Source organism: Enterobacter cloacae complex sp. HYC033_NIDB (assembly GCF_056673335.1).
This window is the reverse complement of sequence record NZ_CP115123.1, coordinates 791,655-807,387: the sequence shown is the minus strand read 5'-3', so window position 1 is coordinate 807,387 and position 15,733 is coordinate 791,655. Positions and strand designations below refer to the sequence as shown.

Annotated in this window: 16 protein-coding genes and 1 other annotated feature; of the genes, 3 read left to right on the top strand and 13 right to left on the bottom strand. The window is 57.2% G+C overall.

What is annotated here, in order from left to right; all coding sequences use genetic code 11:
• Positions 1 to 3 precede the first annotated feature (3 nt).
• Entirely contained in the window at positions 4 to 1,290 is a 1,287-nt protein-coding gene (dsdA, locus tag O1721_RS03825) for a D-serine ammonia-lyase (RefSeq protein ID WP_023295667.1), read from the top strand.
• 82 nt (positions 1,291 to 1,372) lie between these two features.
• On the opposite strand, the gene O1721_RS03820 is transcribed toward dsdA, so the two are convergent.
• The 4 genes from O1721_RS03820 to O1721_RS03805 form a co-directional block, all read right to left on the bottom strand.
• Positions 1,373 to 1,720, bottom strand: coding sequence for a DUF202 domain-containing protein (locus tag O1721_RS03820; protein WP_017383689.1), 348 nt, complete (start codon positions 1,718 to 1,720; stop codon positions 1,373 to 1,375).
• The gene (locus O1721_RS03815; RefSeq protein ID WP_003861080.1) at positions 1,710 to 2,057 is read right to left on the bottom strand and encodes a YidH family protein; all 348 of its coding nucleotides are present in this window, start codon (positions 2,055 to 2,057) and stop codon (positions 1,710 to 1,712) included. The genes O1721_RS03820 and O1721_RS03815 overlap by 11 nt, the downstream gene beginning before the upstream one ends.
• 92 nt (positions 2,058 to 2,149) lie before the next feature.
• Positions 2,150 to 3,472, bottom strand: a complete 1,323-nt coding sequence (locus O1721_RS03810) for a 6-phospho-alpha-glucosidase (protein WP_015570123.1) — start codon at positions 3,470 to 3,472, stop codon at positions 2,150 to 2,152.
• Complete coding sequence (locus tag O1721_RS03805; protein WP_032646683.1) at positions 3,469 to 5,091, bottom strand: alpha-glucoside-specific PTS transporter subunit IIBC; 1,623 nt, start codon at positions 5,089 to 5,091, stop codon at positions 3,469 to 3,471. The genes O1721_RS03810 and O1721_RS03805 overlap by 4 nt, the downstream gene beginning before the upstream one ends.
• Positions 5,092 to 5,313: 222 nt before the next feature.
• Here O1721_RS03805 and O1721_RS03800 point away from each other — a divergent pair, with 222 nt between their 5' ends.
• Positions 5,314 to 6,060 (top strand): GntR family transcriptional regulator, encoded by a 747-nt coding sequence (locus O1721_RS03800; protein WP_032646681.1) that lies wholly within the window; start codon positions 5,314 to 5,316, stop codon positions 6,058 to 6,060.
• Here O1721_RS03800 and O1721_RS03795 read toward each other — a convergent pair.
• The 3 genes from O1721_RS03795 to ibpA all read right to left on the bottom strand — a co-directional run bounded on the left by O1721_RS03795 (position 6,028) and on the right by ibpA (position 8,856).
• Positions 6,028 to 7,689: a putative transporter gene (locus O1721_RS03795; protein ID WP_003861089.1), complete on the bottom strand. Its 1,662-nt coding sequence runs from the start codon at positions 7,687 to 7,689 to the stop codon at positions 6,028 to 6,030. The genes O1721_RS03800 and O1721_RS03795 overlap by 33 nt on opposite strands.
• Before the next feature lie 191 nt (positions 7,690 to 7,880).
• Entirely contained in the window at positions 7,881 to 8,309 is a 429-nt protein-coding gene (ibpB, locus tag O1721_RS03790) for a small heat shock chaperone IbpB (protein WP_015570126.1), read from the bottom strand.
• A 136-nt stretch (positions 8,310 to 8,445) separates the two neighbouring features.
• Positions 8,446 to 8,856 carry a small heat shock chaperone IbpA gene (gene ibpA, locus O1721_RS03785; RefSeq protein ID WP_006177605.1) on the bottom strand — a complete coding sequence of 137 codons (411 nt, stop codon included), beginning with the start codon at positions 8,854 to 8,856 and terminating at the stop codon, positions 8,446 to 8,448.
• Positions 8,850 to 8,924: a sequence feature (ROSE (Repression Of Heat Shock gene Expression) occurs in the 5'-region of heat shock genes and acts as an RNA thermometer to modulate expression.), on the bottom strand. It overlaps the preceding gene by 7 nt.
• Before the next feature lie 247 nt (positions 8,925 to 9,171).
• Between ibpA and O1721_RS03780 the strand changes: the two genes are divergently transcribed.
• The gene (locus tag O1721_RS03780) at positions 9,172 to 9,504 is read left to right on the top strand and encodes a YceK/YidQ family lipoprotein (protein ID WP_017383693.1); all 333 of its coding nucleotides are present in this window, start codon (positions 9,172 to 9,174) and stop codon (positions 9,502 to 9,504) included.
• Here the strand turns inward: O1721_RS03780 and O1721_RS03775 are convergent.
• The 6 genes from O1721_RS03775 to dgoR form a co-directional block, all read right to left on the bottom strand.
• A complete protein-coding gene (locus O1721_RS03775) occupies positions 9,501 to 10,730 on the bottom strand; it encodes a YidR family protein (protein WP_072202415.1) in 1,230 nt (409 codons plus the stop codon). The genes O1721_RS03780 and O1721_RS03775 overlap by 4 nt on opposite strands.
• A gap of 51 nt (positions 10,731 to 10,781) precedes the next feature.
• Positions 10,782 to 12,119, bottom strand: coding sequence for an MFS transporter (locus O1721_RS03770; RefSeq protein WP_015570129.1), 1,338 nt, complete (start codon positions 12,117 to 12,119; stop codon positions 10,782 to 10,784).
• Positions 12,120 to 12,236: 117 nt separating this feature from the next.
• Positions 12,237 to 13,385 (bottom strand): galactonate dehydratase, encoded by a 1,149-nt coding sequence (gene dgoD, locus O1721_RS03765; RefSeq protein WP_003861103.1) that lies wholly within the window; start codon positions 13,383 to 13,385, stop codon positions 12,237 to 12,239.
• On the bottom strand, positions 13,382 to 13,999 hold the full coding sequence (locus tag O1721_RS03760; RefSeq protein ID WP_032646677.1) for a 2-dehydro-3-deoxy-6-phosphogalactonate aldolase: 618 nt from the start codon (positions 13,997 to 13,999) through the stop codon (positions 13,382 to 13,384). The genes dgoD and O1721_RS03760 overlap by 4 nt, the downstream gene beginning before the upstream one ends.
• Positions 13,983 to 14,861, bottom strand: a complete 879-nt coding sequence (locus O1721_RS03755) for a 2-dehydro-3-deoxygalactonokinase (RefSeq protein ID WP_032646674.1) — start codon at positions 14,859 to 14,861, stop codon at positions 13,983 to 13,985. Before O1721_RS03755 ends, O1721_RS03760 begins: the two co-directional genes overlap by 17 nt.
• Positions 14,858 to 15,547, bottom strand: a complete 690-nt coding sequence (gene dgoR, locus O1721_RS03750; RefSeq protein ID WP_003861109.1) for a D-galactonate utilization transcriptional regulator DgoR — start codon at positions 15,545 to 15,547, stop codon at positions 14,858 to 14,860. Before dgoR ends, O1721_RS03755 begins: the two co-directional genes overlap by 4 nt.
• Between the last annotated feature and the right edge of the window lie 186 nt (positions 15,548 to 15,733).

Sequence of the window (15,733 nt, the reverse complement as noted above, 5' to 3'; positions counted from 1 at the left end):
ACTATGGAAAACGCAACTATCACTACTTTAACCGCACAGTTTCCTCTGGTTGAGGATCTGATTGCCCTGAAAGAAACCACCTGGCTTAACCCGCGCACCACGACGCTTGCAGAAGGGTTGCCTTATGTCGGGCTGACCAAAGCCGACGTGGACGACGCCCACGCGCGCCTGAAACGCTTCGCGCCGTATCTGGCGAAAGCGTTCCCGGAAACGGCGGCAACGGGCGGGATTATCGAATCCGACCTGGTCGCGATCCCGGCGATGCAGGCGCGGCTGGAGAAAGAGTCCGGTAAGGCCATTCCAGGCACGCTGCTGCTGAAAAAAGACAGCCATCTGCCGATTTCCGGCTCGATCAAAGCGCGCGGCGGCATCTATGAGGTGCTGACTCATGCGGAGAAACTGGCGCTGGACGCCGGGTTGCTGAGCCTTGAAGACGACTACAGCGTTCTGCTGGAGCCGCGCTTTAAGAACTTCTTCAGCCAGTACAGCATCGCGGTGGGTTCAACCGGCAACCTGGGGATGTCCATCGGCATTATGAGCGCCCGCATTGGCTTTAAGGTGACGGTGCATATGTCCGCCGACGCCCGCGAGTGGAAGAAAGCCAAACTGCGCAGCCACGGCGTGATCGTCGTGGAATATGAGCAGGATTACGGCGTGGCGGTGGAGCAGGGACGCAAAGCGGCGGAAAGCGATCCGAACTGCTTCTTTATTGACGATGAGAACTCACGCACGCTGTTCCTGGGCTATGCGGTTGCTGGCGAGCGCCTGAAGGCGCAGTTTGCCGAGCAGGGCCGCGTGGTGGATGCCGATCATCCCCTGTACGTCTACCTGCCGTGCGGCGTCGGCGGTGGTCCCGGCGGCGTGGCGTTTGGCCTGAAGCTGGCCTTTGGCGATAACGTCCACTGCTTCTTCGCGGAGCCAACGCACTCGCCGTGCATGCTGCTGGGCGTTTATACCGGGCTGCACGATGAGATTGCGGTGCAGGATCTGGGCATTGATAACGTGACGGCGGCGGACGGTCTGGCGGTAGGACGTGCCTCCGGCTTCGTGGGCCGCGCGATGGAGCGCCTGCTCGACGGGTTCTACACCCTTTCCGACCAGAGCATGTACGACATGCTCGGCTGGCTGGCTCAGGAGGAAGGGATTCGCCTGGAGCCGTCGGCGCTGGCGGGGATGGCCGGGCCGCTGCGCGTCGATGCCGATGAGAACGTTACCCACCTGGTGTGGGCAACCGGCGGCGGCATGGTGCCGGAAGACGAGATGGCGAAGTATCTGGCTAAAGGGAAGTAATTATGCCGGGTGGCGGCTGCGCCTTACCCGGCCTACAGTTCGCGGCAGCTGTAGGCCCGGTAAGGCGTAGCCGCCACCGGGCTTATAAGCTCATAATTTGCTGAATGTGAGTAACTGCAAAGAGTAAAGACAGAGACAGCACAGCCAACGCAATCAGGAACTTATCCCGCACCGCTTTCGGCTGCGCAAAGTCGTTCTGCGCCACGTCCATCAGGTTACGGCTGCGGGTGTAGCGCCATAAAATGACGGCTACCAGCGCCAGCACAACAATGGAGATCCAGAATGGCGCCCCCGTGCGGTGCCAGTTGTGCTTAATGGCAAGAGCGATCAGCGCGCCATACCCCAGTAGCGTGCGCAGCCAGGCCAGCGAGGTTCGCTCCGGCTGAAGCCCGGGGTCCGCTTCCCGCCGCGCTTTGCGGCTATCCGGCATACAACACCAGTAACATCACTACGCCCGCAACCATCAGCAAAATCGTACTAATGATGAGCAAGCCGCGCGTGTAGGGGAGATCCTGCTTCAGACGCATCGCCTTTTCATTTCTAAGCCAGCGCAGATAGCCATAAATCGCCAGCACACCGGCAATCAGGCACAGCAGCAGGGCCAGCACTTCGCGAATCAACGGGGTGGCAAAATCGGGGGCGAGCTGATCAAGACCGACACCTGCGGCCAGAAAGCCCAGGGCGGTGCGGATCCACGCTAAGAACGTGCGTTCGTTAGCCAGTGAGAAGCGGTAGTCCGGTGCTTCACCGAGGCGGGAAATGTTCATGAAGGTTCCTTGTCGTGCTGCATGCAGGCTTCAGCATAGCGTAATTCAGCCAGGACAAGGAGACCGGCATCTGGCGATGCCGGTCAGGAAAATTAATGCAGTTCCGGCCAGTACTCTTTGTTGGCTTCAATCAGATCGTCCAGAATCGCCTTCGCCACCGACGCGCTCGGTACGGTTTTCGACAGGGTAATCGCCTGCCATAGTTTCTGATACGAGCGCTGCTCCCAGGCGTCCACCACCAGTTTTTCCACCGCCACCTGCTGGCTCATGAGCCCTTTCTGGAAGTGCGGAATATCACCCACGGTCAGCGGCTCCGGTCCGTTGTGGCCGACCAGACAAGGGATTTCTACCATCGCGTCGGCGTCAAAATTATGGATAGCCCCATTGTTAGGCACAATCAGCAGCATACGTTCCTGGGTATTAAAGGCGATCGCGGTCGCCAGATCGACGATGTACGACGCATGTTCGTCGATTTCCAGTTCACCGGCAGAAGAATGACCGGCTTCGATAATCGCCCGGCATGAACTGAATACATGCTTCTCACGGTGATCCATCACTTCATTGGCGCGGGTACGCTCCGGGTTGGAATGGGCGACCACATAGTCCGGGAACAGGTAATACTTCAGGTAGGTGTTCGGCATGGTGTCCGGATCCAGCGCCTGTACGTCTTTAGCCTTGGCGAAAGTATCATTCCAGCTCGCTTCAGTATGCGCATCTTCCGAAGGCGGAACATAACCGTTTTTCGCCACGTATTCGCGCAGTTTCGGCATCAGATCGTTGCCGTTCAGATCTTCAATCGACGTCCACCAGCCGAAGTGGTTCAGACCGTAGTAACGCACGCGCATCTCTTTGCGGTCTTTCAGACCGACGATTTGCGCCATACGTCCTTCAATGCCGATCGGCATGTCGCAGATGTTGAGAATTTTCGCGTTCGGACGCAGGCGGCGCGTGGCTTCCGCGACAATCGCCGCCGGGTTGGAGTAGTTCAGCATCCACGCGTTCGGGGAGTACTGCTCCATGTAATCCACCAGCTCCAGCACGCCGCCGATGGAGCGCATGCCGTAGGAGATGCCGCCCGGCCCGCACGTTTCCTGGCCCAACACGCCGTGGCGCAGCGGGATTTTTTCATCTTTTTCACGCATGGGGTATTTGCCCACGCGAATATGCGCCATCACGAAATCCACATCGGTAAAGGCCGCTTCAGGATCGGTGGTGTAACTAAATTCAATCTCCGGCGCCTGCTCCTTAAGGATGATTTTGCACGCCTCGGCGATGATCTCCTGACGTGCTCCGTCATTGTCATAGAACTTCAGCGCACGCAGCGGGAAACGGTCACGGTTGGCTAACAGCATCAGGACGATACCAGGCGTGAATGTACTGCCGCCGCCTGCAATAACAACTGAGAATTTTTTCATGATATAGCCTCTGTCAGAGTGGTTTGTTCGTTTGTTAAGGGGGTTTTCATCAGCGATTCCAGCTGGTCGCGCACCTGAGGAACGTGCAGACCGACAATCACCTGTATGCCGTTGCCGCGCCGCACCACACCGTGTGCGCCCAGGGCTTTGAAGACGTCGTCGCTTTGGGTTTTCGTCATATCCACCAGGGCGATACGCAAGCGGGTGGCGCAGTTATTGATACTTTCGATGTTTGCTGCGCCGCCGAGCGCCTGTAAGAACCCAGCAGCCTGCCCGACCTGCTGGCTGGCTGCCGCCGGGGCGGTGGTTTGCCCGCGCGCGGCCTTATAGTCGGCTTTGTTGTAGAGTTTGATTTCGCTCTCTTCCCGGCCCGGCGTTTTGAGATTCAGACGTTCGATAAGCGTTCTGAAGACCACGAAGTAGATCCCGGTGAAGCAGAGGCCGATGCCAATCTGGGTGAATACCGTCGAGGCGTGGTTATGGAACATCGGGATCCAGTTTTGCGGCAGGAACTGGTCCAGCAGACCGCCCCCCATGTTCCCCACCACCCCGAAGGTATACATCACCGTCGCCATCGTTGCGGCCAGCACGGCGTGGATGGCAAACAGCAACGGCGAGATAAACAGGAAGGTGAACTCCAGCGGTTCGGTAATGCCCACCAGCACGGCGGTAAGCGTGGCCGGGATCAGCAGACCTGCCACTTTGACGCGGTTCTCCGGCGACGCGGTATACCAGATAGCCAGCGCAATACCGACTGAGCCAAACACCTTAGAGTTGCCGTGCAGCGCGAATCCGCCCTCCGGGAACAACGTTTTCAGCGGCACAGTGCTCTGGCTGAATTCCTGAAGGTGCTGTGCCCAGTAGACCTGAATGCCGCCTTCTACCGCAGCCGGGCCGAAGATAAACGGACCGTAGACAAAGTGGTGTAATCCGGTTGGGATCAGAATGCGTTCCAGGAAGGTATAAACCCATACGCCCAGCGCGCCAGCGGTACGGAGAAAGGCCTGCAACGACTCAATGCCCATCTGCACTTTCGGCCACCCCAGCAGCGTCAGCCAGGCGCAGGGGATCATGACGAAGAACGCGAGGATAACGACAAACGAGGTGCCCTGGAAAATCCCCAGAAAGACCGGCAACGGCTTGTCGAAAAATCGATTGTGGATGGCGGTGGCGAGCCCGGAAATGATAATCGCCCCGATGATGCTGGTATCAAGCGTTTTGATTCCGGCAATCATCGCCAGCCCGCTGCCGGCAGTGGGTTCAGCAGAGAAGTCGACGCCAAAGAAGTGACCCCAGGTCATCCCCATCGCGTTGATAAAGTAGTTCCAGGTCAGGAAGCTAATCAGCACCGCCAGACAGGCGCGGCCCTGCGCCTGCTTTGCCAGGCCAATCGGTAAGCCGACAGCAAAAATCAGCGGCATATTACGGAACACCGCCCAGCCGCCCTCTTCGATGATGTGAACAATTTGCGCGAACAGATTATCCGGCGCGGTTAAGGCCTCACCGACAAACAGCGGATTGCGAAGCATGATGGCGATCCCAACCACGATGCCGGCAAAGGGAAACAGCAAAACCGGGGTGAACATGGCGCCGCCAAAACGTTGTATTTGACTGAGCATTTTTAAATCCTCATGAAACAACCTGTAGGGGATAGAGGCCTTTATGGTTTTTTACTGGCCTGAGGTGAGCATAAGAACTTACTGATGCGGCAACATGGTATGCCGCTGCGATTCGTGATCGCATTCATGGTTTTAATTTGACCAATCAGGTCTACTTTTTAAACTAAACATAGACAAGTTAAGACGTAATCCACGCCATGATGTGCGCAGAGAGGTCTACTGGTGATCTACAAATCAATTGCCGATCGGCTGCGGCTGCGGCTGAATTCCTCGGACTACAACATTGGTAGTCCGTTACCCGGAGAAAAAGCGCTGGCAAAGGAGTTTGGCGTAGCCCGGATGACCATCCGCAAGGCGCTGGATCTGCTGGTAAGCTGGGGGCTGGTTGAACGTCGACACGGCAGCGGGACGTTCGTGGCGCGCAAAGACGTTCATCATGAAACGACTAACCTGACCGGGCTGGTGGAGGTGCTGCGCCAGCAGGGGAAAGAAGTGCAGAGCAAGGTGTTGCAGTTTGAAGTGATGCCCGCGCCGCCCGCCATCGCCAGCCAGCTGCGGATTCAGGTTGATGAGCGGATCTATTTTTCAAGGCGGGTGCGTTACGTGGACGGAAAACCGCTGATGCTGGAGGACAGCTTTATGCCGGTGAAGCTGTTCCGCAATCTTTCCCTGGCGCATCTCGAAGGGTCTAAGTTTGATTACATCGAGAAGGAATGCGGGATCACCATCAGCGGCAACTACGAGAGCCTGACGCCGGTGCTGGCAAATAAACAGCTGGCCGGTTATATGAATGTGCCGGAACAGACGCCGCTGCTGCGCATCACCTCCCTTTCCTACAGCGACAGCGGCGAGTTCCTCAATTATTCCGTGATGTTCCGGAACACCAGCGATTACCAGGTGGACTACCATCTGCGGCGCATCCACCCGGAAGACTTGTTAGCCCATCCCCCAGAACAGCACCGCCAGTAGCTGCGGGGTGATGATGCGCAGAAACATCACCAGCGGATAAACCGTGGCGTAGGACAACGCCGCCGCGCCGCTGGTGGCGTGCAGGTTATTGGCGAACGCCAGCGCGGGCGGATCGGTCATGGAACCAGCCAGCATGCCGCACAGCGTGAGATAGTTCATTTTAGCGAACATACGTGCCAGTAATCCGACCGTTATCAGTGGGATAGCGGTAATAAATATGCCGTATCCTACCCAGCTCATCCCTTCGCCGTTGACCAGAGTATCGACAAAATCGCCGCCGGATTTCAGCCCCACCACCGCCAGAAACAGCACGATGCCTAACTCCCGCAGCGCCAGGTTAGCACTCGGCGGCATAAACCAGTAGAGCTTACCGATGGAGCCGATACGCCCGAGGATCAGCGCCATAATGAGCGGCCCGCCTGCCAGACCCAGCTTCAGTGCTACCGGGAAGCCGGGCACGTACAGGGGGATGGAGCCAAGCATGACGCCAAGCCCGACGCCGATAAAGACCGGCAGCATCTGCACCTGCTGGAGTTTTTGCTGGGCGTTGCCTACCATGTCCGCTACGGCATCAATGGATGAGGGACGCCCGACGAGGTTGAGAATGTCACCGAATTGCAGGCTGGCATCCTGGCTGGCCACCAGCTCGACACCGGCGCGGTTAAGCCGGGAGATCACCACGTCATAACGCTCTTTAACCTGCAAATCGCGTATTTTCTTGCCCAGGACTTTCTCATTGGTCACTACCACCCGCTCCACGCGCATGTCCGTTCCACGGGTTGAGAGTGAGGTATCCACCTCCTGACCAATCACCAGCCGGGCATTGTTTAAATCCGCCGGTTGCCCTACCAGATGCAGGAGATCGCCGTGCTGAATAAGGGTATCCGGTGAAGGCACCATCAGCGTTTCATCACGTTTCAGGCGGGAACAGATAATGGTCGCGCTGTTCAGAATGGGAACATCCTGTATCGCCATATTGTTCAGGTTGGGGTTTTCGACGCGAATGTTGATGGTTTTAATGAGCGCATGGCCGTTGGTCAGCGTGCTTTCATGCTCTTTTGCCTCCTGCTCGACGTTAACGCGGAACAGCACGCGCACCAGCCACATCGAGAGCAAAATACCGCAAATGCCAAACGGATAGGCCATGGCGTAGCTCATCCCCATCTGATCGACGACATCAGCAGGGATACCCAGATCGCGCAGAATTTGCTGGCCCGCCCCGAGCGCGGGCGTATTCGTGACGGCGCCGGAGAAGATGCCCAGCACGACGGGCAGCGGAATCGCGAAGAGTTTATGCAGAATGGCGGTAACCAGCCCACCCATCACGACGATGCCGAAGGCAAAGAGATTAAGGCGTAAACCGGAGACGCGCAGGGAAGCGAAGAAGCCCGGCCCCACCTGAATACCGATGGTATACACAAAGAGGATCAGGCCGAACTCCTGGATGAAATGCAGCATATCGGCGCTGAGCACCCACCCAAGCTGGTCGGCAAAATGGCCGACAAAAATCCCGCCGAACAGCACCCCGCCGATGCCAAATCCGACGCCGCGGATTTTGATATTCCCCAGCCATAGCCCCACTACCGCGACAAGGGCCAACACGCTAACGGTTAACGCGATATCACTCATGATCCACATCCTGTGTATAACCATAGTTATGCTAAGGATTCTCTCAGAGCTGACGGCGGTTGTATGGGCGATGGCGCACAAAAAAGCCCTGCCGGGGCAGGGCTTCATGGCATCTGTGAGCGAGTCGGGTGGCGGCTGCGCCTTACCCGACCTACAGGATCGGCAGGTTTTCCACCCGGCAAAAACGTGGTTTAGCTGTTCAACGCCGGGCGTTCGCTAATGGCGATGCGCTGAGGCGCAATGGCTTCCGGCACGTTACGGGTGAGGTCAATGTTCAGTAGCCCGTTAGTGAACGTCGCGCCAGAAACTTCCATATGGTCTGCCAGGGTAAAGCTCAGGCTAAACGGCTGAGTGACAAGCCCCTGATGCAGCCATTTGGTCTCGGTGTCTGGTTTTTCCGGTGACCCTTTCACGGTCAGGCGCGTACCCTCAAGCTGGATGTCGAGATCTTCCTGGCGGAACCCGGCCAGCGCAAGCGTGATGCGGTAGTGGTTATCATCGCTTTTTTCGATGTTGTACGGCGGAAAGGTCTGCTGTTCGGTTGCGCTTTGCAGCGCGTTAGCCAGTTTGTCAAAACCTATCCACTGACGCAGCAGGGGGGATAAATCGTAGTTACGCATACTAAATCTCCTTCTGAGAAGCGAGTGCGGCACAGTTTAATTTTGTGCACAGTTGTACCTGCAAACCCTTGCGGATTCGCATATGCTCCCGTTACGGCAAGCAAGTTCGGGTGGGCCGCTCACGCGACCCGCGTAATTAGTTGATTTCGATACGACGCGGTTTTTTCTCTTCCGGAATCACACGTTCCAGTTCGATAAACAGCAGGCCGTTCACCAGGTTCGCGCCCTTGACGTGGATGTTCTCAGCCAGCTGGAACTTGCGCTCAAAGTTGCGCTCTGCGATGCCCTGGTAGAGGTAGGTTCGTTCTTTCTGCTCGGCCGTATGGGAGCCTTTCACCACCAGCAGATTGTCCTGCGCGGTGATCTCCAGTTCGCTCTCTGCGAAACCGGCAACAGCAATCGCAATGCGATAGTGGTTTTCGTCAACCAGTTCAACGTTGTAAGGAGGATAGCCGTTGCTCTGGCTCTGGTTGTTTTCTAAGTGGTTGAACAGACGATCGAAACCAATGGCAGAACGGTATAGCGGAGAGAGATCGAAATTACGCATGGATAAATGCTCCTGAAATCAGCGAGAAAATGTAGCCTTCCACCATGGACAGGCTTCTGCTTCCCCGAACACCCATCAGGCGTGTCCGTTATCGGGTTACATTCTTAAAATGGGTCTGGATACGGCCTTTTCAAGACTGTTGATGTGAGATTTTTTTGCACTTTGCTGGTTGTCGCATAGACTCAGGGGCACAGCACAAAGGGTTAAATTGCGATGACGACCACAGTGCGGGAGTTTTGAGCTATCCATTTTGGACGCGCCTCGCTATAACCCTGAGTTGCAGGTCAATGCCGTGCTACTAAAGATGACTGAGTGATGATGAGAAATGTTCTGATTAAGCTGGCGTCGTTCAGCGGGGTTGTTTTACTTTGCGGGTGTTCGAGCGTGATGTCGCACACCGGCGGTAAAGAAGGAACATATCCGGGGACGCGCGCCAGTGCCGCAATGATCTCTGATGATGAGACAAACTGGGGTACCAAATCTCTGGCGATTCTTGATATGCCGTTTACGGCGGTTGCCGATACGCTTCTGCTGCCGTGGGATATGTTCCGCACCGACAGCTCAGTGCGTTCGCGCGTTGAGAAAAGCGAGCAGGAAAAGCTGGCGACCAATTCCGTCATCCCGCCCGCAGAGATGCCTCCACGCTAATTCTGTGCGGTTTCCGTTAGCCACAGCTGGCGGAAACCGTCCTTCTCTTCCATCCATGCAATAAATCGTCCGTCCGGGGAAAACACCACAGCGTCAGCAGACGGCGGATTGCCGTGATCGGACGTCAAAAACGTCACCTCTCCGGTCTGCGCATCGCAGCAGGCAATACGGCCTGCAAGCACAAATCCCAGCCCGTTGCCGGAAGGATGCCAGTTAAAGGCCGACTGAATATCACGCTCAGTGTGGGTCAGCTGACGCGGCTCGCCGCCCTCAGGGGAGATAAGCCACAGCTGCACAACGCCGTTATCGTCCCGCATTAAAAACGCAATCTGCGTCCCCTGCGGATTGCTGCGCACCCAGTGGCGCGGTACGTTCACCAGCCCCGGATACGCCTTCTGATGGGTGAAGGTTAAGCGACGTTGCGTTACGCCCGCAGGCGGCGCGGGCATTGTATCAGGCGTTCCCTGCAACGGCGCATCGCCCGCCCGTTTCCAGCCCTGCTCGTCTTTGGGGAGATCGACAATAAACAGTTCGGGCACTTTCTCGCCTTTCGCAGACACCGTATCGCCGATAAACGCCAGCCTGTCGTTGCCCACCCAGCCCTCTTCATAGGCGCGGTTTACCTCATCGCTGCCCGGTTTCGGGTTCGGCGTTGTACGGCTTACCAGTACGCTCCAGAAGGTGCCGGCATATTCCCGCGGATGGTTCCCCTGTGGGTTTACTGGGCCAAAAGGCGCCGCCACCCCGACGTTACGCAAATCCAGCTGCGGATCGCGCGCGTGCAGCACATGGTCGTTGTAGGTAAAGCTGACGAACTGCCCGTTCGGGCTAAAAACGTGGACGTGGCTGCCGCCACGCAGCGCGCCTGCGGTGTAAGGCGCGGTGATATCCATCGCATCAAGATTGCTCACCTGACCATTGTGCGCAATCACCCCCTGACGATGGTGAAAATCATACTGCCAGTCTGCATCCGGGTTTTTCGGGCCGTGGATAAAAACATATTTGTCCTGCGCCGGATGAACGGTTACCACGCCGACATGCGCGCCGTCAGTCGCACGGTAGATCGCCTCAACCTCGCCCGTACTAACATTGACCCGCTCAATGGTTTCACCGGTAAACGACGCGCCGGACGGGCGGACATCATAGACAAGCCACTGGCTGTCTGGCGTCCAGGTGTTGATGTTGGTGAGCTGGTGGTTGCGGGAAGCGAAGGTGATTTGTTTCATGAAAATACCCTGATGCGCGGTTATCGCATCAGGGTAAAACATCCGAAGGGATTAGCCTACTCGTTTAACGTCGCCGACCAGCAGGATGTAGGAGAGCGCCCCGATCAGCGCCACGGCAGAGATATACACCAGAGCCGGACCAAAGCCGTAGTCCTGCGCCAGGTAACCGATGACCAGCGGTACGGTGATCCCGCCCAGGCCGCCAACGAAGTTAAACACACCACCAGTCAGGCCGATCAGACGCATCGGCGCCAGGGACGACACCAGCGACCAGGTGATGGAGGCAAAACCGTTTCCGAAGAACGCTACCGCCATCAGGGTCATGATCCACACCGGATCGTTGGTGTAGTTCGCTCCCATGATGCAGGTAGAGATCAGCAGTCCGCAGATAATTGGCGTTTTACGCGCAACGCCCAGTGAGAAGCCTTTTTTCACCAGTTTGTCCGCCAGCCAGCCCGAGAGCAGCACGCCGAAAAACGCCGCAAGGAACGGTACGGTGGTCATAAAGCCCGCCTTCAGCGCGGTAATGCCCTTCTCCTGCGTCAGATAGTTCGGGAACCAGGTGAGGAAGAACCACAGCGTGGAGGTCACTGCGAACTGGCCCAGATATACGCCCACCAGCTTACGGTGGAAGACCAGCTTCCAGTCCGCTCTGGTCAGCGGCTGGCGCGCCTCTTTTTTCACCGGCGCATCGCCGTCCACCAGGCCACCGCCGTCGCGGATGTAGTCCAGTTCGGCTTTGGTGATGCTTTTGGTCAGGCGCGGCGGCTGATAAACCTTAAACCAGATGAGCGACCAGATAATGCCGATCCCGCCGGTGACGATAAACACCCAGTGCCAGCTCAGCAGCTCCTGGATCCAGATTAACAGCGGCGTCAGAAACGCCAGACCAACAAACTGCCCGGAGGTGTAAAAACCAACAGCGGAAGCGCGTTCGTGTTCAGGGAACCAGCTGGTCACCATGCGGTTGTTGGTCGGAAACGCCGGCGCTTCAAACACCCCGGTGATGGCGCGCAGGCCAATCAGCGACATCAGCCCAGTCGCGAAGCCCTGGAACAGGGTCGCCACGGACCAGCCAAAAATAGCGATAAAGTAGGTCAGACGTGAACCCACGCGGTCAAGGAACCAGCCACCGGGGATCTGACAGAGCGTATACAGCCAGGCAAACGCCGAGAAGACGTAGCCCATTTCCGCTTTGGTGATGCCAAACTCTTCCTGAATATGAGCCGATGCCACGGCAAGGTTGGCGCGGTCGACATAACAGATGACCACGGTAATAAAGATCATGATCAGCGTCAGGTAACGACGACGCCCGGTTTTTGCAGCAGTAACTGGAATATCCATCGCAATCTGTCTCCAGATTTTGGGCATAGCGAAGCCGCTCACCATGCCCTGTAATTTACAGAGGGTTATATTTTTTCTATGTACGTTTTTTTTGCCCGGTGGCGCTTCGCTTACCGGGCCTACGAGAGAGTAGGCCGGATAAGCGTAGCGCCATCCGGCGATTTACCACTCGGCTACGGAACCGTCTTCATGACGCCACAGTGGGTTACGCCAGTCCGGCGCACTTTTACTCAGCTCAATGACTTTGGCTTCGTCGATCTCCACGCCAAGGCCCGGCTTCGTTAACGGTTTAAAGAAACCACCTTCCATGCTGAAGTCTTCTTTGTTTTTCACAAAGTCGAGCAGCTCCGCGCCCTTGTTATAGTGAATGCCCATGCTTTGTTCCTGGAACACCGCATTGCGGGAGACGAAGTCGACGTGCAGGCAGGCCGCCAGCGCAATCGGCCCAAGCGGACAGTGCGGCGCCAGCGCCACATCGTAGGCTTCTGCCATTCCGGCAATTTTGTAGCATTCGGTGATGCCGCCCGCGTGGGAGAGGTCCGGTTGCAGGATCGCAATGCCGCCCGCTTCCAGCACGCGTTTAAACTCGAAGCGCGAGAACATGCGTTCCCCCGCCGCGATGGGAATGTGCGTCTGTTCAGCCAGTTTCGGATAGTATTCCGCCTGCTCGGCCAGCACCGGCTCTTCGATAAACAGCGGGCGATACGGCTCCAGCTCTTTAATCAGCACTTTGGCCATTGGCGCGCTGACGCGGCCGTGGAAATCCAGACCAAACTCAATCTCGTTGCCGAAGGCTTCACGGATTTGCGCCACGGTATTCACCGCCCGGTCTACCGCGCGCGAGTTGTCGATAACGCCCATTTCTTCGCAGCCGTTGAGTTTGAAGGTGTCAAAACCGATGTTGCGCAGTTGCCGGATACCGTCGATCACTTCCGCAGGGCGGTCACCGCCCACCCAGCTGTAGGCTTTGATTTTGTCGCGCACCAGGCCGCCCATTAATTGCCAGACCGGGGCATTGAGCACTTTGCCTTTGATATCCCACAGCGCCTGATCAATACCGGCGATGGCGCTCATCAGAATCGGCCCCCCGCGGTAGAAGCCCGCCCGGTACATGACCTGCCACAGGTCGTTGATGCGCGCCGGATCCTGGCCAATCAGGTATTCGCCCAGCTCGTGAACCGCGGCTTCAACGGTTCGCGCACGGCCTTCAATCACCGGCTCGCCCCAGCCAACCACGCCTTCGTCGGTTTCGATTTTCAGGAACATCCAACGCGGGGGTAAACGGTACGTGGTGAGTTTGGTTATTTTCATTGCACTGCCTCTCGATACGCTTTCACAAATGCTGCCGCCTGCTGTGAGGTACGCTCAACGGGCTGACCTGCACGATAGAGATCGCTGCCCAGCCCCGCGCCCACACAGCCCGCGCTCATCCACTGGCCCAGGTTTTCCGGCGTGACGCCGCCCACGGCAAAGACCGGCACGCTGGCGGGTAAGACCGCTTTCAGCGCTTTGATGTAATCCGGACCAAAGGCCGACGACGGGAAAATTTTGAGAGACTGTGCGCCCGCATCGAGGGCGGCAAAGGCTTCTGTGGCCGTGGCGCAACCCGGGCAGACGGTCATGCCGTAATCCACCGCCCGGCGGATCACCTCGGGGTTGATATTTGGTGTGACGATAAGCTTGCAGCCCATCTTCGCCAGTTCATCCACCTGCTCCGGCTGTAATACGGTGCCAGCGCCAATCAGCGCCTTATCACCAAACGCCTTCACAACTGCCGGAATGCTTTTTTCCCACTCCGGGGAGTTGAGCGGGATTTCCACCGCGTCGAACCCGGCGTCGATCACCGCGCCAACGTGCGCTAAGGCCTCACCGGGCGTGATACCGCGCAAAATCGCGATCAGGGGAAGTTCAGTTTGCCACTGCATGAGCGATGCTCCTTATGCCTGCCTGAAATGCCGTGTCGCCTTCCACCGCAGCAACATCCCGTCCGATAGCGTGGAACGCCTGGCGGTAACGAGACGTCAGCGATGAACCCGCGACGAGCGTGATGGCCTGCTGCCCGGCGAACGCGTCGCTCAGAGTGGCGACTTCTGCGCCAATCAGCAGGCCGGACAGAAATTCGCTGACCTGTTCGCGCGGAAGATTTCCCAGCACGTGCGAGGCGCGAACCTCAAAAAGTTGCGGCAAAACGGCAGGGGATGCGATCCCGCGCTCAAGCCCGGCGGCAAACGCTTCCGGCGAAGGGGTCTGCTCCGGCAAACCGGCCCCCACCAGCGAATGCTTAAGCAGCAAGTGGTGCAGTTCGCCGGTCATCACGGTGCGGAAATCATGAATTTGCTCAGCATCCGCCTGGACCCATTTGCAGTGCGTCCCGGGCATGACGTAGACAGAAGAAGGAGAAAGGGTGCGCGCCCCGAGCAGCTGCGTCTCTTCGCCGCGCATCACATTATGGTTATCGTCGCGAGAGACGCATAAACCGGGAATAATCCAGACATTGTCGCCAACGGACGTTAACTGCTCGCCAATGGCGGTGAAATGCACCGGAACTGACAGGTAAGGCGCGACCTTCCACCCCACGTTACTGCCGACCATTCCGGCCATCACCACTGGCGTAGTACCGTCGCGCCAGTTTTGTGTCACTTCTGCTAACACCGCTGCGGGGGATTTACCGTTCAGGCGCGTCACACCTGCTTCTGATTGCCTGCTTTCCAGGCACTGCTCACCCTGGTAGAGCCAGGCGCGCAGATTGGTCGATCCCCAGTCAATTGCGATGTAGCGTGATGTCATGTGATTTCCTTCAGCCTTCGTGTCGAGCTGGCGATCATGGTCAGCGCCGCCTGCTCTGCCGCATCACCGTCCTGATGCCGTATCGCATCGAACAGCGCTTTATGTTCCTGAAGCGTTTTCGGCATGTTGGCCTCATCGCCCATCCAGGTACGTTCAAATACTGCTCGCTGTAGCGAGCTGATCGCCACGCTAAGCTGCTGTAAAACCGGGTTATGCACCGACTGCAATACCGCTTCGTGGTAACGAATGTCCGCTTCGTTGAACGCCTCCCGATTCTGGTTATTGGCGATCATGTCGTTTAAAGCCGACTCAATCTGTGCCAGGTCACCTGACGTTGCGCGCTCTGCCGCCCAGCGGGCGATGGCCGGTTCCACCAGATTTCGGACTTCGCTCATCGCGCCGATGAGCCGTGGGTCGTAGTCGTTTTCCAGCACCCATTGCAGAACATCGGTATCGAGGTAGTTCCACTGGTTACGCGGCGCCACAAACGCGCCGCGATAGCGCTTCATTTCAATCAGCCGCTTCGCCATCAGCGAGCGGAACACTTCCCGAATGATGTTGCGCGAGGTTTCAAACTCCTCGCACAGTTCCGCCTCTGCTGGCAGCGGCGAACCGGGAACGTATTTGCCACCCACAATCTGAGTGCCCAGCGTGATGACAATGCGATCGGTTTTATTGAGTGTCATGGAGAGTCCTTGTGCTCTGTAAGTCCATCACTACTTTACCGCGACCGCTGAATTTCGCCTCACTTTTGCAGTACAAACGTGAGGCCTTTCGTCTTTGCCGTGCTGACAATGTAGTACAATCAATTAATGTTGTACTACAATCCAGATCACAAAAAGAACAATTTGATAAATTCAGGGCCAAAAAAA